The organism is Rhodobacter sp. 24-YEA-8, assembly GCF_900105075.1.
Classification (GTDB): domain Bacteria; phylum Pseudomonadota; class Alphaproteobacteria; order Rhodobacterales; family Rhodobacteraceae; genus Pseudogemmobacter.
This window is the reverse complement of the sequence record NZ_FNSK01000001.1, coordinates 2,144,086-2,162,886: the sequence shown is the minus strand read 5'-3', so window position 1 is coordinate 2,162,886 and position 18,801 is coordinate 2,144,086. Positions and strand designations below refer to the sequence as shown.

Sequence of the window (18,801 nt, the reverse complement as noted above, 5' to 3'; positions counted from 1 at the left end):
CTAGGCCTTGCCGTAACATCCCCCCGGGCGGGTCGTCGCCCGGGACTGACCCCGCTTGCCGGAGCCGCAATGACCGTCCGCATCGAACAGGATCTGCTTGGCCCGCGCGAGGTGCCGGGTGCGGCCTATTGGGGCATCCATACCCTGCGGGCGCGTGAGAATTTCGCGATCTCGGGCCGGGTGATCGGCGAAGAGGGCGATCTGATCCATGCGCTGGCCGCGATCAAACTGGCCGCGGCCGAGGCCAATCGCGATCTTGGCCTGCTGCAGGGGCCCCATGCCGCCGCGATCATCGCCGCCTGCCGTGAGATCATGGCGGGCGCGCTGCGCGATCAGTTCCTGGTCGATCAGATGCAGGGCGGGGCCGGTACCTCGACCAATATGAACGCGAATGAGGTCATCGCCAATCGCGCGCTGGAACTGATGGGCCGGACGAAAGGCGATTACGCGCATCTGCACCCGAATGAGCATGTCAATCTGGGCCAAAGTACCAATGACGTCTATCCGACCGCGCTGCGGCTGGCGACCTGGACGGCGATTGGCCGGCTTCTGACCGCGATGGCGGATCTGCGGCAGGCTTTCGCGGCCAAAGCAGCGGAGTTCAGCGATATCCTCAAGATGGGCCGCACCCAGCTTCAGGAAGCGGTCCCGATGACCCTGGGTCAGGAATTCGGCGCCTTCGCCACCATGCTGGCCGAAGACGAGGCGCGGCTTTGCGAGGCCCGCGCGCTGTTATGTGAGATCAACCTTGGCGCGACAGCCGTCGGCACGGGCCTGACCGCCCATCCCGATTATGCCGCACGGGCCCGCGCCCGTCTTGAGGCGCTGACCGGCATTCCGCTGATCAACGCGCCCGACCTGATCGAGGCGACCCAGGATTGCGGCGTCTTTGTTCAGGTCTCGGGCGTGTTGAAGCGGGTGGCGGTGAAGCTGTCTAAAACCTGCAACGATCTCAGGCTTTTATCCTCTGGCCCCCGTGCGGGGTTAAATGAAATCAACCTTCCCGCCCGCCAGGCCGGGTCGTCGATCATGCCCGGCAAGGTCAATCCGGTGATTCCCGAAGTGGTGAATCAGATCGCGTTCGGGGTGATCGGCAATGACATCACGATCACCATGGCGGCCGAGGCCGGGCAGTTGCAGCTGAATGCCTTTGAGCCGGTGATCGCCTGTACCATCTCGCGCTCGATCCGCCATCTGACGGCGGGATGTGAGACCCTGCGCGCGCATTGCATCACGGGCATCACCGCCAATCGCGCGGCGCTGGCGCAGTCGGTGACGCAATCCATCGGCATCGTCACTGCGCTGAACCCCTATATTGGCTATGAAAACGCGACCGAGCTGGCGCGCGAGGCCTTTGCCTCGGGCCGGGGCGTCTGCGAGCTTGCGCTGGAGCGCGGGCTCTTGCCCGAGGCGCTGTTGGCCACGATCCTCAGCCCGGAACACCTGACCCGGCCCTCTCGGCCCCTGATCTCACCGCAGGTGAGGGGGGGATGAGCTCTGGCGCGCGCCCCGTCAAAGTTTCAGCCACCGGGCCCGCGCAAGTCTCGCGGTCGGGCCCCTGTCTGGTCTATGCTCCGCCGGCAACAGGGGATCGGAAAGGGGCAGGGATGGCGCTCAGGTTCACGCTCAGACAGCTGGAATATCTGGTGGCGGTGGGGGATTATGGCTCGGTCACCGAGGCGGCAGAGCGGGTGAATGTCTCGGCGCCCTCGGTTTCGGCGGCCATCTCGCAGCTGGAGCGCGAATTCCGCATCACGCTTTTCGTGCGCCGCCACGCGCATGGGCTGTCGCTGACCCAGGCCGGGCGCAGCTTTGTCGAACAGGCGCGCCGCATCCTGACCGAGGCGGCCGCGCTCAACGCGCTTTCAAATGAGGTGACGGGGCAGGTGCGCGGGCCCTTGCATGTCGCCTGCCTGATGACCTTTGCGCAGGTCGTGATCCCCGCGTTGCGTCGCACCTTCTGCGAAAGCTATCCCGAGGTGGAATTCGCCCAGAACGAGCTGGATCATGCGGGTATCATCGAAGGCCTGCGGCTGGCGCGCTTTGACCTCGCGCTGAGCTATGACCTTGATATCCCGTCGGATATGGAGTTCCACGAGCTGGGCGCGCTGCCGCCTCATGCGGTCCTGCACGAGGGCCATCCGCTGGCGGATCGTGACAGTGTCAGCCTTGAGGATCTGGCTGAACACCCGATGATCCTCCTCGATCTGCCCTATAGTGCCAGCTATTTCATCTCGCTGTTCCGCGAGGCCGGGTGCAGCCCCAATATCGTCGAGCGGACCCGTGACATCTGGGTGATGCGGGCCCTGGTGGCCAATCGCTTCGGCTATTCCATCGCCAATATCCGGCCCGCGATTGATCTGGCGCTGGATGGCGGGCGGCTGATCGACATCCCGCTGAGCGGCAATCCGCGCCCGATGCGGCTCGGGATCATCACCATGCGCGACGCGGCGAAATCGCTGACCGTGCGCCGTTTCATCGAATTTTGCAGCGAGAAGCTGAAAGACGGGGTGCATCCCGGAATTCGCCGCCTCTCGGTGCCGCCCGAGACCTGACAGGAGCAAGACCATGACCCTTCCCGCCACCTCCGCCGAATGGCGCGCCCGTGCCGGCGCGCTTCGCTTTCGCAACCAGCTTTATATTGACGGGGCGTTCCGGGATGCACAGGCGGGCGGGCGGTTTGCCACGGTGAACCCTGCGAATGGCACCGTGCTGACCGAAGTGTCGCGCGGCATGGCGGCGGATATTGACCTTGCGGTGACGGCGGCACGGCGGGCCTTTGACGACGGGCGCTGGTCGCGTCAGACGCCTTCGGCACGCAAAGAGGTGCTGCTGAAGCTCGCAGGCCTGATCCGCGAGAATGTCGCGGAACTGGCGCTGCTGGAAACGCTGGATATGGGCAAGCCCATCGGTGACAGCTCGACCATCGACGTTCCCGGATCGGCGCATTTCTTCCAGTGGCATGCCGAGGCCATCGACAAGCTTTATGACGAGGTCGCGCCCACGGGAGGCCGCGATCTGGCTCTGATCCGGCGCGCGCCCCTGGGCGTGATCGGGGCGGTGGTGCCGTGGAACTTCCCGCTCGATATGGCGACCTGGAAACTCGCACCCGCACTGGCCATGGGGAACTCCGTGGTGCTGAAACCGGCCGAACAATCGCCTTTGTCGGCTTTGTTCCTTGCCGAACTTGCTTCTGAGGCCGGGCTGCCTGACGGGGTGCTGAATGTGGTTCCGGGTTACGGCGTCGAGGCAGGCCAGGCGCTTGGCCTGCACGGCGATGTCGATGCGCTGGTCTTCACCGGATCGACCGCGACCGGCAAGCGGTTCATGAACTATGCCGCCCAAAGCAATATGAAACAGGTCTGGCTGGAGACCGGAGGCAAATCGCCGAACCTGATCTTCGCCGATGCCGATCTGGACCAGGCCGCGACGATGGCGGCCTTCGGGATCCTGTTCAATTCGGGCGAGGTCTGTTCTGCCAATTCCCGCATCCTCGTCGCGCGCTCGGTGCAGGAGGAATTCACCGAAAAGCTGATCGCGGCCACAGCCGCCTGGCCGCTGGGCGACCCGCTGGATCTGGCCACCCGCATGGGGCCGCTGGTGGAAAAAGCCCATGCCGACAAGGTCGCGCAATATATCGAGATCGGCAAGGCCGAGGCGCGGTTGGTGCATGGCGGGGACCGCGAGACCCGTGACGGATCGGATTGCTATATCGGCGCCACGATCTTTGCCGATGTTTCGCCTGACGCCCGGATCGCGAAGGAAGAGGTCTTCGGCCCGGTCCTGGCCGTGACACCGTTTGACAGCGAGGAAGAGGCGCTGAAGATCGCCAATGACAGCGAATATGGCCTCGCGGCCTCGGTCTGGACCCGGGATCTGAGCCGGGCCCTGTCAGTGTCGGATGGCCTCCATGCGGGGACGGTATCAGTCAATACGGTGGATGCGCTTTCCGCGATGACGCCCTTTGGCGGTATGAAACAATCGGGATTCGGCCGGGATCTGTCCTTGCACAGCTTTGACAAATATTCGGCGCTGAAAACAATCTGGATCAAATACTAAGCAGCTAAGCCTCTTTTTCGGGCGCAGGCCGGGCGGCCTGGTTCCGGCCCGTTCCCCCGTCGCATCCCCTCTTGCGGCGGGGCCGAACCGCTTGCGAGCCTGAAACGTCGCAATCCTGCGAATTCTTGTTTGTTTTCTTATGATTGGTATTGTTTTCCGCTGTCTGGAACCGCGCTATGCCCAGGCATCCCGCCCCGGTGAGGTGCTGATTAGGCGCAGTCTAAGCAAGGCTTCCGAAACCCATCATTTACCAGGCCAGGCCCCGGCAATCCTATGGGGCAGATCCCGCTTTTCCCCCTGACCCTGCATCAAGGATGTCCCCAGATGCGCGACCCGAAATATGATATCCTGTTCGAGCCGCTGGCCATTGGCCCTCTTGTGGCGAAGAACCGCTTTTACCAGGTGCCACATTGCAATGGGGGCGGCTACCGCGATCCATCTGCTGCTGCGGCCATGCGTGGCATTAAGGCTGAAGGCGGCTGGGGGGTCATTTTCACCGAACAGACCGAGATGCATCACAGTTCGGAAATCACCCCTTTCATCGAGTTAAGGCTTTGGGAAGACAAAGACATTCCGGGGCTTCGCCGGATGTCGGATGCGATGAAAACCCATGGCGCGCTGGCGGGGATCCAGCTGGCCTATTCCGGGATCAATGGCCCGAATTTCTACACCAAAGAGGTGCCTCTGGCGCCCTCGGCCATGCCGATCCGCACCTTCACGAATGACCCGGTCTCGGCGCGCGCGCTGTCGAAATCCGACATCACCGATCTCAGGCGCTGGTTCGTCAATGCCGCGAAACGTTCGAAACTTGCCGGCTTTGACCTGATCTGCCTTTACGGCGCGCATGGCTTCGGCATTTTCCAGCATTTCCTGTCGCGTGCCACCAATCAGCGCAGCGATGAATATGGCGGCAGCCTGGAAAACCGCTCGCGCTTTGCCCGCGAAGTGGTCGCGGATATCCGCGATGCCGTGGGTGACACGATGGCGATCACCATGCGCGTCAGCCTTGACGAACAGATTGGAAATCTTGGCTTTTCCAATGCCGAGGTGCGCGAATTCGTCGAACTGAACGGCGATCTTCCCGATCTCTGGGATCTGGCTCAGGGGGCATGGGAGGATTGTTCTGGCCCTTCGCGCTTCAAAGAGGAAGCCGCGCAGGAGGTGCTGGTCTCCGGCATCCGCGAGCTGTCCTCGAAACCCGTGGTCGGCGTGGGCCGCTTCACCTCGCCGGATGTGATGGCGCGGATGATCCGCCAGGGCGTTCTTGATTTCATCGGCTGCGCGCGGCCCTCGATTGCCGATCCGTTCATCCCGAAAAAGATTGACGAGGGGCGGGTCGAGGATATCCGCGAATGTATCGGCTGCAATATCTGCATCACCGGCGATATGACGATGTCGATCTCGCGCTGCACCCAGAACCCGACCTTTATGGAAGAATGGCGCAAGGGCTGGCATCCCGAGAAGATGAACGCCAAAGGCGACAGCTCGACCGTGCTGATCGTCGGCTCCGGCCCTGCCGGGCTGGAGGCCGCCCGCGCGCTGTCCCTGCGGGGCTATGACGTCGCCATGGCCGAGGCGACCACGACCCTTGGCGGCCGTGTCGCGCGCGAACGCCTGCTGCCGGGGCTTTCTGCCTGGGGCCGCGTGGTCGATTACCGGCAATACCAGATCAGCCAGCGCCCGAATGTCGAGACCTATTTCGACAGCCGTCTGGGCGCGGCCGAGATCCTTGAATTCGGCTTCCAGAACATCTGTATCGCGACCGGGGCACATTGGCGGGCCGATGGTGTCGCGCGTCAGCATGTGGTGCCGATGGCGATTGATGCGGCCATGCCCGTCTGGACACCTGATGATGTGATGGCGGGGAAACATCCCGCCGATCTGAGCGGCAGGACGGTCGTCGTTTATGATGATGATCATTATTACATGGGCGGCGTCATGGCCGAGGTGATGGCGAAAGCGGGCGCGAAGGTGATCCTGGTCACGCCCTCGGCCTATGTGTCGGACTGGACGCGCAACACGCTGGAACAGGGGGCGATCCATCTGCGGCTGGTGGAGCTCGGTGTTGAGATCCGGCTGAACACCGGCATGACGGCGGTGCGCGCCGGCGCGGTCGAGGTCAATTGCAGCTATACCGACCATCGCCGCGAGCTCGCGGCCGATGCCGTTGTGATGGTCGCCTCGCGCCTTGGCGATGATGCGCTTTACAACGACCTTATCGCGCGCGAGGCCGAATGGGCCGATGCCGGTATCCGGTCGGTCAAACTGATCGGCGATGCGGCGGCGCCCGCGCCTATCGCCTGGGCGACCTATGCCGGCCACCGCTATGCCCGCGAGCTCGACACCTCCGATATCGGCGACGCGCTGCCGTTCCGCCGCGAAGTTACCGAACTCGAACCGCTCTGAAGGAATGGTGATGCACAAGGATAAGGCCGTTTCGGACAAGGCCGTTGAGGTTCGGGGCGTCTCGAAGCATTTCGGCACCTACCAGGCGCTGAAATCGGTCAGTTTCGACATTGGCGAGAACGAGTTTTTCACCATGCTCGGGCCGTCGGGCTGCGGCAAGACCACGCTTTTGCGGATGCTTGCAGGGTTTGAAAGCCCCGATCAGGGCGCGATCCTGCTGCATGGGCGCGAGGTGACGCAGATCCCGCCGCATAAGCGCCGGGTGAATACGGTGTTCCAGTCTTACGCCCTGTTCCCGCATATGACGCTGGAGCAGAACGTCGCCTACGGCCTTGAAAACCTTGGCTGGGCACGGGCTAAGATCCGCGCGCGCGCGGGCGAGATGCTGGAACGCGTCCATATGTCGGCAATGGCGGGCCGCAAGCCCGGCCAGCTGTCCGGCGGGCAGCGGCAGCGTGTGGCCCTGGCCCGGGCGCTGGCGCCCGAGCCGGAGATCCTGTTGCTGGACGAGCCCTTGTCCGCGCTGGATCTGAAACTGCGCCAGGCGATGCGCGATGAGCTGCGCAATCTGCAGCGCGATACCGGCATCACCTTTGTCTTTGTCACCCATGACCAGGAAGAGGCGCTCGATATGTCGGACCGGATCGCGGTCCTTGGCGCGGGCGAGGTGCAGCAGATCGGCACGCCCACCGCGATTTATGAAGAGCCGGTGAACCGCTTTGTGGCGGATTTCGTGGGCGAAACCAATTTCCTTGATGTCGATGTGCTGGAGACGCGCGAGGGCCTGGCGACTGTCCGGTCACCGCTTGGCATTTTCGAGGCACCGGCGACCGCCCGGCTGCAGGCCGGCCGCGCGACGCTGTCGATCCGGCCCGAAAAGATCAATCTTGGCGACCAGGCGCAGGGGATCACCCTTCCGGCAAAGGTTATCAGCCAGAATTACATGGGCGGCTTCACCCATTACACGCTTGAGGCCGGGGGCGTGTCCTTGCGCGCCTCGCGCCGCAATGCGTCGCGCCAGGGCGATCTGGTCGGGACAGGGGACGATGTCACCATCGGCTTCCTGCCGGCCTCCGTGCGGGTGCTGGCATCATGAGGCGGCTTGCCAATAATCTGCCTTTCTGGGGGCTTTTGCCGGCCTGGGCGCTGATGGGCTTCGCGCTGATCCTGCCGATCCTGATCATCGCCGCCGTCTCGGTGGCGACACGCGGCTCGCATGGCGGGTTCACCTGGGATTTCAACCTGTCGGGCTACAGCCAGATCCTCTTTAACGAGGGCTGGTCGGGCGAACTGGAATTCACGCCGCAATACCTTCTGATCATCGGGCGGACCTATCTGCTTGCGGGGCTTACGACGCTGATCTGTCTGGTTTTCGCGCTGCCGGTCGCCTGGTATATCTCGCGCCAGACGCCGGGGATGCGTGCGCTGCTGGTCTATCTGGTGACGCTGCCCTTCTGGGTTTCGATGATCCTGCGGGTCTATGCCTGGATGATCATTCTGGGAAAAGACGGTCCGCTGCCGCGGTTCCTTGAAACCTTCGGTCTCGCCCCCGGGACCAGTTTCATGTTCAACGATACCGCGACGCTGGTGGCGATGGTCTATACCTGTATGCCGCTGATGGTGCTGCCGATCTATGCCTCGATCGAGAAACTCGACCTGACGCTGATCGAGGCCTCGCATGATCTGCACGGGAACCGCCTGACCACCTTCCGCCGCGTGATCCTGCCGCTGACGGCCCCGGGCATTGTCTCGGGCGCGATCCTTGTCTTTGTGCCTGCGCTTGGCGCGGTGCTGGAACCCACATTGATGGGCGGTGGCAAGCAGATGATGATGGGATCATTGATCCAGCTGCAATTCGGGGGAGGGCGCAACTGGCCGTTTGGTGCTGCGATCGCGATGGTGCTGATGGGTCTGGTGATGCTGTTCCTGATCTTCACCGCGCTTCGCGCCGCAGGCCGGACCGCCGGGATGGAGGCACGCGCATGAGCCGCCATCATGATGTCAAACGCTATCCGGGCTTTGGTCTTCTGACGATTGTCTTCTTCGTCTGGCTCTATCTGCCGCTTCTGGTCGTGGTGATCTATTCCTTCAACGCCAACCGGATCGCCGGTGTCTGGACCGGATTTTCGCTCGACTGGTATGTGGCCGCGCTGAACAACGGCCCCTTGATGAATGCGCTGAAAACCTCGGTTCTGGTGGCGCTGATTGCGACGGCGGTCGCAACAACCGTGGCGCTGATGGCGGCGCTCGCGATCATCCGGGGCAAGAATGTGCGGTTCCGGCGCCTGTCCGAGACGGTGGTGAACCTGCCGCTTTTGCTGCCCGAAATCGTGCTGGCTGTGGCGAGCCTGATCCTGTTCTCGCTGGTCGGGCTGCAAAACGGGCTTCTGAAACTGATCCTCGCCCATTCGGCCTTTTGCACGCCCTTTGCCTTTCTGCCGATACGGGCGCGGCTTCAGGGCATGTCGCTGGATTTCGAAGAGGCCAGCGCGGATCTCTATGCCAGCCGCTGGACCACCTTTCGCCGGGTGACGCTGCCGCTGATCTTTCCGGGGGTGTTTTCCGGCGCGATGCTCGCCTTCCTGATCTCAATGGATGATTTCATCACCTCGAACATGCTGGCCTCGGGCGGCACCACCACTTTGCCGGTCTATATCTTCTCGCTGATCCGCGCCGGCACCTCGCCCGAGCTGAACGCCATCGGCACGCTGATGATCCTGGCCTCTCTGATCCTTGCCACAATTGCGCTGCTCGTCGCCGGGCGGGGCACAAAAAACACCTGAAAAAAGACAAACCAACAAGGGAAATTACAATGAAAAAACTCGTCACTGCCTCTGTCATCGCGCTTTGCGCCGCGACTGCTGCCAATGCCGCAGGCCAGCTGAACCTTTATGTCTGGTCGGAAAGCTTTTCCCCTGAGCTGATTGAAAAATTCGCGAAAGAATATGACGTCAAAGTCAATGTCGACGGCTATACCTCGAACGAGGATCTGCTGACAAAGCTTCAGGCCGGGTCTTCGGGCTATGACGTTTCGACCCCCTCGCAGCATTTCCTGCGCATCATGATCGATGAGGGGCTGATCCAGGATTACGGCGCGAACACGCTGAAAGCCTATGAGCTGATCGACCCGCGCTGGAAGAACCAGTGGTGGGACGAGACCCAGGCCTATTCGATCCCGGTCGCCTATGGCACAGCCGGCTTCGCGGTCAACACCAATGAATATACCGGCCCGCTCGACAGTCTGAGCTATTTCTTTGAGCCTGAAGCGCCGCTGGCCGGCAAAATCGCCATGCTATCCTATCCCGATGAGGTGGTCGGTGCGGCACAGCTTTACCTCGGTGTGCCGTTCTGCTCGGAAAATGCTGATGAGATGAAGAAGGTCTATGATCTGCTGGCGGCGCAAAAGCCCTCGGTCGCGGCCTATTCCTCGGATAATATCGCAAGCCGTCTGGCCTCGGGCGAGGTTGCGGCGCATTTCTGGTGGGATGGCGAAGAGCTGAAGGCCCGCGTCAATGGCGCGCCTTTCGCCTATGCGCTGCCGAAAGAGGGCCTGGTGGGCTGGATTGACTCGATGGTGATCCCGAATGGCGCCCCGAACCGCGAGAATGCGATCAAGTTCATCGAATTCATGTCAGAGCCGGAAAATGCGACCGAGCAGATGAACTTCTACGCCCATTCCTCGCCGATGACGCTGGTCGCGGATAAGGTCGTCTATACCAAGGAAAAAGCGCCCGAACTTTACCCGGAAGTGCCGGTTGAATTCTCGCGCACCTGCTCGCCCGCGGCGCAGGATCTGGTGAACCGGGTCTGGACCCAGCTGCTGCAATAAGCTGCTCAGACGAGGGCCGGGCGCAATCCCGGCCCCTTTTTCCCATTCTGCCGGAGAGACCGATGACCGCCGATCTGGTGATCCTGAACGCGCGCCTGCGCCCGCTTTTTGCCGTCCCCGGCACCACCGCGATTGCGGTGGCGGATGGTGTGATCCTGGCGCTTGGGGATGACAGCGCGATCCGCGCGTATATCGGCCCGGCGACCCGGGTGATCGACGCCGCCGGGCGCGAACTGATGCCCGGCTTCATCGAAAGCCATCTGCATCTGATGATGGGTGGCGCCTCGCTTTCGATGCTGAATATGGGCGAGCTTTTCGGGTTCGATCCGGTACGGGATGCGCTTCTGGACTTCGCGACCCGCCAGCCCGGGAATGACATCCTGTTCGGCTATGCGGTGAATTATGTGATTTTTGGCGAAGAAAGGCCTGATCGCCATATCCTCGACCGGATTGTCAGTGACCGTCCGCTCTGCCTGATTGCGACCGATCTGCATTGTGCCTGGGCCAATACAAAGGCGCTGGAACTGGCAGGGATCCTCAATGGCGCCGATCTCGGACCGGGATCCGAGGTGGTGATGGGCGCAGACGGGCTGGCCAGTGGTGAATTGCGCGAATTTGCTGCGATGAACCGGGTGAAGATGCTCTCTCGCCTGCAAGGGCGCGATGCGATGGATTACCGCATGACCGGCGCCGAAGGCGAGGGCGCGCGCGACCATGACCGGGCGGTGATCCGCGCGGCAGGCGATTACTGCGCCTGCCATGGCATCACGCGCGCGGTGAATATGGATGGCAATGCCTGGCAGGCCGGTCTGATGCGCGATCTGGCGCTGGCGGGCGAGATGCCGGTCAGGGTCAGCCTGCCTTTGATGCTCGAGGCGAAAGACGGGGTCGGGGGTATTGACCTGCTGGATGAATTCGGACCGGAAGTGCCGGGGTGGCTGTCATTTGCCCGCATAAAGCTGTTCATGGACGGGGTGTTTGATACCTGGACCGCGCTGACGGTTACCGATTATCCCGACCGTCCCGGCTTCCGATCCGAGCCGCTGATCCCGCTGGATCAGTTCAACGCGATCTGTGTCGAGGCTGACCGGAGGGGGCTGCAGATCACCACCCATGCGGTGGGCGATGGCGCGGTGCGCGCTGTGATCGATGGCTATGAGGCGGCGCGCGCCGCCAATGGCCCGCGCGACGCGCGTCACCGGATCGAACATATCGACACGATCACGCCTGCAGACCTTGACCGGCTCGGCCCGCTGGGCATCACCGCCTCGATGCAGCCGGTGCATCCGCCGGGTTCGGCGGGCCTGCCGCTGGAGCCCACGATCACCATTATGGGCGCGGCGCGCTGGCCCACCGCCTTTCCCTGGGCGATGGTTCTTGCCCGCGATGTGCCTCTGGCCTTTGGCACGGACTGGCCGGTCTCGCCGCTCTCGCCGCTTTACGCGATCCATTGCGCGCTGACGCGTAAGCCCTGGCGCGCGGATCTGCCCGATCAGCGCGTCAGCCTTGACGACTGCCTCGCCGCCTACACGACCGGCGGCGCGCATGCCGATTTCGCGGAAAACCGCGCCGGGCGGCTGGTTCCCGGCTTTGACGCCGATCTGGTGCTGATCGATGGCAGCCTGGAAGGCCTCGCCGACAGCGAGACCGCAGCCTCTGTCGCGCTGACGATCTGCGCCGGCAAAATCACATATGGAGCCCTTTGATGGATGCTTTCGACTATATCGTCATCGGGGCCGGGGCGGCGGGCTGTGTGCTGGCGAACCGGCTTTCTGCCAATCCGAAAACCTCGGTGCTGGTGATCGAATCCGGCGGCTCCGATCGCGATATCCGCGTGAAAGTGCCGGCCGGAATCCTTGCGATGTATGGCCGCAAGCGCTTTGACTACGGCTATACCGGCGTGAAGCAGCCCGAGCTGAACAACCGCAATATTCCGGTCAACCGGGGGCGGATGCTGGGCGGATCCTCTTCGCTGAATTCGATGCTTTATATCCGGGGCGCTGCTGCGGATTACGATGAATGGGCGGCGCTTGGCTGTCAGGGCTGGTCCTGGTCGGATGTTCTGCCGCTGTTTAAACATCTCGAGCAGAACCAGGTCGGCCAGGATCCGCGTCTGCATGGCACCAAAGGCGAGCTGATCGTGGCCCGCCCGAAAGATCCGAACCCGGTTTGCGAGGATTACATCCGCGCGGGCGAGACGATCGGCCTGCCGCGCAACCAGGATTTCAACGGTGACAGCCAGCTCGGCCTTGGCATCTATGATGTGACGCAGAAGAACGGCATCCGGTTTTCCGCCTATAATGCCTATCTTGAGCCGGTACGGAGCCGCCCGAACCTCACCATCATGACCGGCACCGATCTGAAGCGCCTGATCCTGCAGGACCGCCGCGTCACCGGGGTCGAGGTCACGCGTGGCGGTTCCCGCGAGATCATCCATTGCCGGGGGGAGGTCGTGCTCTCGACCGGAGCGATTGGCACACCGATGGCGCTGATGGCATCGGGGATCGGGCCCGGCGCCGCCTTGCAGGGGCAGGGGGTGGACGTGGTCCATGACCTGGCCGGTGTAGGTCAGAACCTGCGAGACCATGTCGACGGCATGATCACGGTGCGATCAGATTCGACCAGGACGCTGGGCTTTTCACTGCGCAACTCGTTGAAACTGCTGGCCGCGCCCTTCCGCTTCGCCGCAAACCGCAAGGGGATGCTGTCCACGAATTACGTGGTCGCAGGCGGCTTTGGCCGCACGCCTCTGGCCGAGGATGACCTGCCGGATGTGCAGTTCCATTTCGTCCCCGGCTATCGCAGCCATCGCGGCCGGCTGGTCGAATGGGGCCATGGTTTCGCCGTTCACACCTGCGTCCTGCGCCCGCGTTCGGTCGGCGAGATCCGGCTGCGCCGCCAGGGCGATGAGATCACGCATGAGATCGATCACCGCTTCTTCAGCGATTTCCGTGATGCGCGCGTGCTGGTCGAAGGGATCAAACTCTCGCGCCGGATCTTTGGCGCCGCCCCGATGGCAAGCCTTCAGGGCCGCGAGATCCTGCCCGGGCCAGGCGTCGTCACCGATGACGAGATCCTCGCCTACCTTCGCGCCGAGGCGCTGACCGTCTATCACCCGGTCGGCACTGCGAAGATGGGGGTGGATGCGATGGCGGTGGTCGATCCGGTCTCGATGAAGGTGCATGGGATCGAGGGGCTGCGCGTCGCCGATGCCTCGGTCATGCCGACGCTGATCGGCGGCAATACCAATGCGCCCAGCCAGATGATCGGCGAAAAGGCAGCAAGAGCGATCCTTGCCGCATAGCACGTCGCGGGGCCCCTGCCGCCGGTGCGGCGGGGGACGCCTGCGGCATAGGTTTCGCTGAAACACAGGGTCAACAAATATTCATCCCCTGGCCGGGGCAAGCGCGCTACATCTTGGCCAAGGCTTTACCCTTCAGGAGCATGACATGCCCGTCCACACGCGGATCCGCCCCTTCAACACCAAAGAAACCTATCCCGAGCAAAAGCTGAACAACGACCTCTGCCAGGCCGTTGTGGCGCGCGGGGCGACCGTGTTCGTGCGCGGCCAGATCGGCCAGGACCTCGACACCCGCGAAAGCGTCTGCATCGGTGATGTGGCCGGCCAGGCGCGCAAGGCGATGGAAAACATCAAGATGCTGCTGGAGGAATCCGGCTCGGATCTGACCCATATCTGCCGCGTGGTGATCTATCTGATCGATATCCGCTACCGCGAGGCGGTCTATAATGTGATGGGGGAATATCTGAAGGGGGTCTTCCCGGTCTCGACCGGTCTCGTGGTTTCGGCCCTGGCCCGCCCGGAATGGCTGGTCGAGATCGAGGCCACTGCCGTTATCCCGGACGAGGCATAATCCCATGACCTTCTCCATCTCGGCCCGCTGCGCTGATACCGGCATGTTCGGGATCGCGGTCAGTTCGTCCTCGCCTTCGGTCGCGGCGCGCTGCGCCCATGTCCGGGCCGGGGTGGGGGCGGTTTCGACCCAGAACATCACCGACCCGTCACTGGGGCCGAAAGGGTTGGACCTGATGGCCGCCGGTCTTTCAGCCGCAGAGGCGCTGGCGCAACTTATGGCAGAGGCGCCGCATATCGACTACCGCCAGCTCGCGCTGGTTGACCGGACCGGCGGCACTGCCAGCCATTCCGGTGCACGTACCCTTGGACGTCACGCTTCGGCGCGGGGTGAGGGTGTGGTGGCTGCGGGCAATATGCTGTCTTCTGACAGCATTCCCGCCACGATGGTTGCGGCTTTCACCGCGGCAAAGGGGCATCTCGGCGACCGGCTGCTCGGCGCCATGCGCGCTGCGATGGAGGCCGGAGGCGAGGAAGGCCCGGTACATTCGATGGGCCTTGTCATGGTCGATAAAGTGTCCTGGAATGTCGCGGATCTGCGCATCGACTGGACCGAGGGCGACCCGATTGCCGAATGCGCCGCGCTATGGGCGCGCTGGCAACCCGAGATGGAGGCCTATGTCACCCGTGCGCTGAACCCTTCGGCCGCGCCCGGTTACGGCGTGCCCGGAGACCCGTGACGGGAGATCCGGGATACTTGCTTTCGGGGAGGCGCCCTGCTTTCTCTGAGGGCGGTCGGGGACAATGGCTCCCGCTTCCCCGACCGCTGCTTCTGCCCTTGCCGGACCCTGCCAGATGTCTGATGTGATCCCCGAAACCACTGATATTCTCGCCCGGCTGATTGCCGAGCCGACACTGTCACGCCAGCCGAACCTCGCGCTGCTGGATTATGTCGAGGCGCTGCTGGCGCCCGCCGGCGCGCGGATCGAACGTTTTGCCGCCCCCGATGGCAGCCGCGCCAATCTCTGGGCAACGATCGGGCCGGAGGGGCCGGGGGGCGTTATTCTTTCGGGCCATACTGATGTGGTCCCGGTTGCGGGCCAGGCCTGGACGATGGACCCGTTTACACTGACCGAGGCTGAGGGCCGGCTTTACGGGCGCGGCACAGCCGATATGAAAGGCTTTGTCGCAAGCGCGATCCGCGCGGCCCTGCTCGCGGCGCGCGGCCCCCTTGCGGTGCCGCTGCACCTGGCGCTGTCTTATGACGAGGAAATCGGCTGTATCGGTGTGCGCTCGCTGATCGACGCGCTGGCGGGGCGCGCGGACCGGGCGGCGCTGTGCATCATCGGCGAGCCGACTTCGATGCAGATCGCCACCGGCCATAAGGGCAAACGCGGGCTGAAAGCCTGTTGCCACGGAGTCGAGGGCCATTCGGCGCTGGCGCCAAAGGCGCTGAACGCGCTGCATCTGGGGGCGGAGTTCATCCTGGCGCTTGACGCGGCCCAGGCGCAGCTGCGTGAGACCGGCGCGCAGGACCCGGATTACGACATTCCCTATTCGACCATCCATGCCGGTGTGATGCAGGGGGGCACCGCGCTGAACATCGTGCCGAACCTCTGTGAGATCGATTTCGAGATCCGCAATATAGCCGCCGATGACCCCGACCTGATTCTCGCCGATATCCGCCGCGCTGCCGACCAGATCGCGGCCCGCCACGGCAACCGCTTTCCCACCGCGCGGATCGCGATTGACGAGGTCTCGGGCTATCCCGGCCTTGATACCCCGCAAGACAGTCCGGCGGTGGCCTGGCTCCGGAGGCTGTTGGAGCCCGGGGCCGGGCTGATCAAAGTGGCGTTTGGCACCGAAGGCGGGCTTTTCGATCAGGCGCTGGGTCTGCCGGTGCTGATCTGTGGCCCGGGCTCGATGGACCAGGGCCACAAGCCCGATGAATATGTCAGCCGGGACCAGCTTGCCGCCTGTGACGCGATGCTGGAATCACTGGTCCTGCGGCTGCGGCAGGGCGGTCTCTGACCCGTTTCAGATCGTGCTGCCGGAGACGATCCCCCCCCGCACCTCACTCAGGATCTCGGTCGCAAGATCGGGGTCGTCACTGGCCTTTGCCAGCAACAGCGCGCCCACCATCGCAGCCCATGTCCTGATCGCGGCGCGGCGTTGCTCGCCTGGGGCAGTTTCGGGGAAGGCGGCGCCCAGCCGGTCGATCTGAACGCGGATGCTTTCCGTCAGCGCCGCGCGCGCTTCGGGCGAGTGATGCACCATATCCGGCCCAAGCGCCGGGGCGAGCGCCGGGATATGGCAGCCGCGCGCCGGGTCGGTGCAGGCCCCGGGCGACAGATAGCTGTCGAGAAAGCTTTCGAGGCTGGGCCGCGTTTCGCGCATCTTCTCGCAACGGTGCTGCAGGATCTGCGCGATCAGATCCTCTTTTGACCGGAAATGGCCGTAAAACGCGCCATGGGTCAGGCCGGCGGCTTTCATCACTTCGGCCAGTGTCACGCCGTCAAAGCCCTTTTGCTGAAACATGCGGCAGGCCGCGTCCAGGATTCTGGACCTGTTTTCAGCCATTTGCGCACGACTGACCTTCATTGGCGCCCCTTGTCGGTTTCCTGGTTGACAAAATACATGACCGTCATCATGAATAATCAAACATGATGGCTGTCATGTTTATATTCCGCTTACGCGGCCATGACAACCTGCCCAACCTTTCGCCGGTCCCCTTTCAGGGCGCGGCACCCCAGATCCGGAACCCGATGATGACCACTGAACCGCAATCGACCGAAGCGCTGTTTCGCCCCTTTTCACTGAAAACGCTGACGCTGAAGAACCGCATCGTGATGGCGCCGATGACGCGCTGCATGGCACCCGAGGGCATTCCCGGCCCGGCCAATGCCGAATATTACCGCAGGCGCGCGGCGGGGGATGTCGGGCTGATCCTGACCGAGGGTACGGTGATCGACCGCCCGGCCTCGCGCAATCATTACGGCATCCCGTTCTTCCATGGCGAGGCGGCACTGGCGGGCTGGAAGGGCGTGGCGGATGCGGTTCATGGCGCGGGCGGCAGGATCGCCCCGCAGATCTGGCATACCGGATCGACCCGCGCCGGCAAATGGGAGCCGGAGGCGCCGGTTGAAAGCCCCTCGGGTCTTGTCGGGCCGGAGGAGCCGCGCGGTGTGGTGATGACCGAGGAAGACATCGCCGATACGGTCGCGGCCTTTGCCCGCGCGGCGGCGGATGCGAAACGGCTGGGCTTTGACTCGGTCGAGCTGCATGGCGCACATGGCTATCTGATCGACCAGTTCTTCTGGGACGGCACCAATAAGCGCGAGGATGGCTATGGCGGCGCGACCATCGCAGAGCGCTCGCGCTTTGCGGCGGAGGCGGTGCGTGCGGTACGTGCGGCGGTCGGCCCCGACTTCCCGCTGATCCTGCGCGTCAGTCAGTGGAAACAGCAAAATTACGATGCGCGCCTCGCCACGACACCCGATGAGATGACCGCCTGGCTTGCGCCGCTGGTCGAGGCAGGGGTGGATATCCTCCATTGCTCGCAGCGCCGGGTCTGGGTGCCGGAATTCCCCGAACTTGATGGCGATAACGGGCTGAACTTTGCCGGCTGGGCGAAAAAGCTGACCGGGGCGGCGACAATTTCGGTCGGCTCCGTGGGCCTCGATACGGAATTCTTCGGTGCGTTCCGGGGGCAGGGCTCGGCTGCGGCACCGATCAGCAATCTTCTGGAGCGGATGGCGCGGGACGAGTTCGACCTGGTCGCCGTGGGCCGGGTGCTGCTGGCTGATCCGGACTGGGCGGCCAAGGTCGAGGCCGGTCGTTTTGACGATCTTCGGGGCTTCTCGGGCGAAGCGATGAAGGAACTGGTCTGAGGCGGCGTTACTCCGGGGCGCGGGCGACCCAGCCCCGGAAGGACAGTCCGGCATAAAACAGGGCGGGGGCGGTGAAACCGGCCTCGCAAAGCAGCGCCTCCTCTTCGGCCCGGGTGAGAAGCGTCAGCCGTTCCGCCATGACCCGGGCCGAAGCGGCGGCCTGGGCAGGATCTGCAGCATCCCCCTGCGCGAACAGAGCCGAGCGGGTCAGCCAGTCCTCCGCCTCGCCTTCGGGGTGGCTGTGATGCGCGATGATCAGGGCGGCGCCGGGTTTCAGCCGCTGGCGCAGCGCGGTCAGGGTGGCAAGCCGCGCTGCCCGGTCCAGGAAATGCAGCACCAGCAGGCATGTGGCCCCGTCATAGGGACCGGCGGGCGCGTCGGTGATGACGCCCTGTTGCAGGTCGACCTGTGCCGCCAATGGGCCGAGAAGTGCGGCGGCTTCGGTCAGCATCGGTTCGGACGGGTCAAGGCCCAGAAAGGACCAGCGCGGGCGCGCACGGGCAAAGGCCAGCAGCTCCAGCCCGCCCCCGGCGCCGAGGATCAGCATACGCGCCTCGGCCGGCGCTGATTGCGACAGAAGGATCAGTGCCATCCGGTGCAGATCGTGAAATCCCGGCACCCGGCCCGGCGTGGTTTCTGCGTAAGAGCGGGTCAGGCCCGGATCCCGGAAGGGGGCATCATTTGCGGCTTTGGTCACGGTGGTTTCCCCTTAAGGTCAGGGCAGCGTAGTCCGACGGTGATCGGCGTCAAGCGGCACCCTGGTCTGTCGCTCGGATCCGGGGCCAGGCAGGCAACCGCAGCGGGTT

Annotated in this window: 16 protein-coding genes; 14 read left to right on the top strand and 2 right to left on the bottom strand. The window is 63.7% G+C overall.

Annotated elements, in window-relative coordinates; all coding sequences use genetic code 11:
• Positions 1-69: 69 nt before the first annotated feature.
• From BLW25_RS10535 to argE, 13 genes are all read left to right on the top strand, one after another.
• Positions 70-1,494, top strand: a complete 1,425-nt coding sequence (locus tag BLW25_RS10535) for an aspartate ammonia-lyase (protein WP_092898846.1) — start codon at positions 70-72, stop codon at positions 1,492-1,494.
• A gap of 113 nt (positions 1,495-1,607) precedes the next feature.
• On the top strand, positions 1,608-2,555 hold the full coding sequence (locus tag BLW25_RS10530; protein WP_092898844.1) for a LysR family transcriptional regulator: 948 nt from the start codon (positions 1,608-1,610) through the stop codon (positions 2,553-2,555).
• 13 nt (positions 2,556-2,568) lie between these two features.
• Entirely contained in the window at positions 2,569-4,059 is a 1,491-nt protein-coding gene (locus BLW25_RS10525; RefSeq protein ID WP_092898842.1) for an aldehyde dehydrogenase, read from the top strand.
• Between the two features lie 324 nt (positions 4,060-4,383).
• The gene (locus BLW25_RS10520) at positions 4,384-6,465 is read left to right on the top strand and encodes an oxidoreductase (RefSeq protein WP_253188362.1); all 2,082 of its coding nucleotides are present in this window, start codon (positions 4,384-4,386) and stop codon (positions 6,463-6,465) included.
• Between the two features lie 10 nt (positions 6,466-6,475).
• Positions 6,476-7,561 (top strand): ABC transporter ATP-binding protein, encoded by a 1,086-nt coding sequence (locus tag BLW25_RS10515; RefSeq protein WP_290438672.1) that lies wholly within the window; start codon positions 6,476-6,478, stop codon positions 7,559-7,561.
• Positions 7,558-8,451: an ABC transporter permease gene (locus tag BLW25_RS10510; RefSeq protein WP_092898836.1), complete on the top strand. Its 894-nt coding sequence runs from the start codon at positions 7,558-7,560 to the stop codon at positions 8,449-8,451. The genes BLW25_RS10515 and BLW25_RS10510 overlap by 4 nt, the downstream gene beginning before the upstream one ends.
• A complete protein-coding gene (locus BLW25_RS10505) occupies positions 8,448-9,248 on the top strand; it encodes an ABC transporter permease (protein WP_092898834.1) in 801 nt (266 codons plus the stop codon). The genes BLW25_RS10510 and BLW25_RS10505 overlap by 4 nt, the downstream gene beginning before the upstream one ends.
• 29 nt (positions 9,249-9,277) lie before the next feature.
• Entirely contained in the window at positions 9,278-10,294 is a 1,017-nt protein-coding gene (locus BLW25_RS10500; RefSeq protein WP_092898832.1) for an extracellular solute-binding protein, read from the top strand.
• A 62-nt stretch (positions 10,295-10,356) separates the two neighbouring features.
• A complete protein-coding gene (locus tag BLW25_RS10495) occupies positions 10,357-12,000 on the top strand; it encodes an amidohydrolase (RefSeq protein ID WP_092898830.1) in 1,644 nt (547 codons plus the stop codon).
• A complete protein-coding gene (locus tag BLW25_RS10490) occupies positions 12,000-13,598 on the top strand; it encodes a GMC family oxidoreductase (protein WP_092898828.1) in 1,599 nt (532 codons plus the stop codon). The genes BLW25_RS10495 and BLW25_RS10490 overlap by 1 nt, the downstream gene beginning before the upstream one ends.
• Positions 13,599-13,743: 145 nt before the next feature.
• Complete coding sequence (locus BLW25_RS10485; protein WP_092898826.1) at positions 13,744-14,166, top strand: RidA family protein; 423 nt, start codon at positions 13,744-13,746, stop codon at positions 14,164-14,166.
• 4 nt (positions 14,167-14,170) lie between these two features.
• Positions 14,171-14,845 carry a DUF1028 domain-containing protein gene (locus BLW25_RS10480; RefSeq protein WP_092898824.1) on the top strand — a complete coding sequence of 225 codons (675 nt, stop codon included), beginning with the start codon at positions 14,171-14,173 and terminating at the stop codon, positions 14,843-14,845.
• A gap of 115 nt (positions 14,846-14,960) precedes the next feature.
• Positions 14,961-16,136: an acetylornithine deacetylase gene (gene argE / locus BLW25_RS10475; RefSeq protein ID WP_092898822.1), complete on the top strand. Its 1,176-nt coding sequence runs from the start codon at positions 14,961-14,963 to the stop codon at positions 16,134-16,136.
• A gap of 6 nt (positions 16,137-16,142) precedes the next feature.
• On the opposite strand, the gene BLW25_RS10470 is transcribed toward argE, so the two are convergent.
• Positions 16,143-16,685 carry a TetR/AcrR family transcriptional regulator gene (locus tag BLW25_RS10470; RefSeq protein WP_290438671.1) on the bottom strand — a complete coding sequence of 181 codons (543 nt, stop codon included), beginning with the start codon at positions 16,683-16,685 and terminating at the stop codon, positions 16,143-16,145.
• Positions 16,686-16,873: 188 nt separating this feature from the next.
• Here BLW25_RS10470 and BLW25_RS10465 point away from each other — a divergent pair, with 188 nt between their 5' ends.
• Entirely contained in the window at positions 16,874-17,995 is a 1,122-nt protein-coding gene (locus BLW25_RS10465; RefSeq protein ID WP_092901875.1) for an NADH:flavin oxidoreductase, read from the top strand.
• A gap of 7 nt (positions 17,996-18,002) precedes the next feature.
• Here BLW25_RS10465 and BLW25_RS10460 read toward each other — a convergent pair whose 3' ends face one another.
• Positions 18,003-18,692: a class I SAM-dependent methyltransferase gene (locus BLW25_RS10460; RefSeq protein WP_253188356.1), complete on the bottom strand. Its 690-nt coding sequence runs from the start codon at positions 18,690-18,692 to the stop codon at positions 18,003-18,005.
• Positions 18,693-18,801 lie beyond the last annotated feature (109 nt).

Bases quoted from the DNA above. Each gene is read 5' to 3' on its own strand.
- BLW25_RS10500 (WP_092898832.1), top strand. From the start codon at position 9,278: ATGAAAAAACTCGTCACTGCCTCTGTCATCGCGCTTTGCGCCGCGACT.
- BLW25_RS10495 (WP_092898830.1), top strand. From the start codon at position 10,357: ATGACCGCCGATCTGGTGATCCTGAACGCGCGCCTGCGCCCGCTTTTT.
- BLW25_RS10465 (WP_092901875.1), top strand. From the start codon at position 16,874: ATGACCACTGAACCGCAATCGACCGAAGCGCTGTTTCGCCCCTTTTCA.
- BLW25_RS10470 (WP_290438671.1), bottom strand. From the start codon at position 16,685: ATGGCTGAAAACAGGTCCAGAATCCTGGACGCGGCCTGCCGCATGTTT.
- BLW25_RS10535 (WP_092898846.1), top strand. From the start codon at position 70: ATGACCGTCCGCATCGAACAGGATCTGCTTGGCCCGCGCGAGGTGCCG.
- BLW25_RS10515 (WP_290438672.1), top strand. From the start codon at position 6,476: ATGCACAAGGATAAGGCCGTTTCGGACAAGGCCGTTGAGGTTCGGGGC.
- BLW25_RS10510 (WP_092898836.1), top strand. From the start codon at position 7,558: ATGAGGCGGCTTGCCAATAATCTGCCTTTCTGGGGGCTTTTGCCGGCC.
- argE (WP_092898822.1), top strand. From the start codon at position 14,961: ATGTCTGATGTGATCCCCGAAACCACTGATATTCTCGCCCGGCTGATT.
- BLW25_RS10530 (WP_092898844.1), top strand. From the start codon at position 1,608: ATGGCGCTCAGGTTCACGCTCAGACAGCTGGAATATCTGGTGGCGGTG.
- BLW25_RS10490 (WP_092898828.1), top strand. From the start codon at position 12,000: ATGGATGCTTTCGACTATATCGTCATCGGGGCCGGGGCGGCGGGCTGT.
- BLW25_RS10525 (WP_092898842.1), top strand. From the start codon at position 2,569: ATGACCCTTCCCGCCACCTCCGCCGAATGGCGCGCCCGTGCCGGCGCG.
- BLW25_RS10485 (WP_092898826.1), top strand. From the start codon at position 13,744: ATGCCCGTCCACACGCGGATCCGCCCCTTCAACACCAAAGAAACCTAT.
- BLW25_RS10480 (WP_092898824.1), top strand. From the start codon at position 14,171: ATGACCTTCTCCATCTCGGCCCGCTGCGCTGATACCGGCATGTTCGGG.
- BLW25_RS10505 (WP_092898834.1), top strand. From the start codon at position 8,448: ATGAGCCGCCATCATGATGTCAAACGCTATCCGGGCTTTGGTCTTCTG.
- BLW25_RS10520 (WP_253188362.1), top strand. From the start codon at position 4,384: ATGCGCGACCCGAAATATGATATCCTGTTCGAGCCGCTGGCCATTGGC.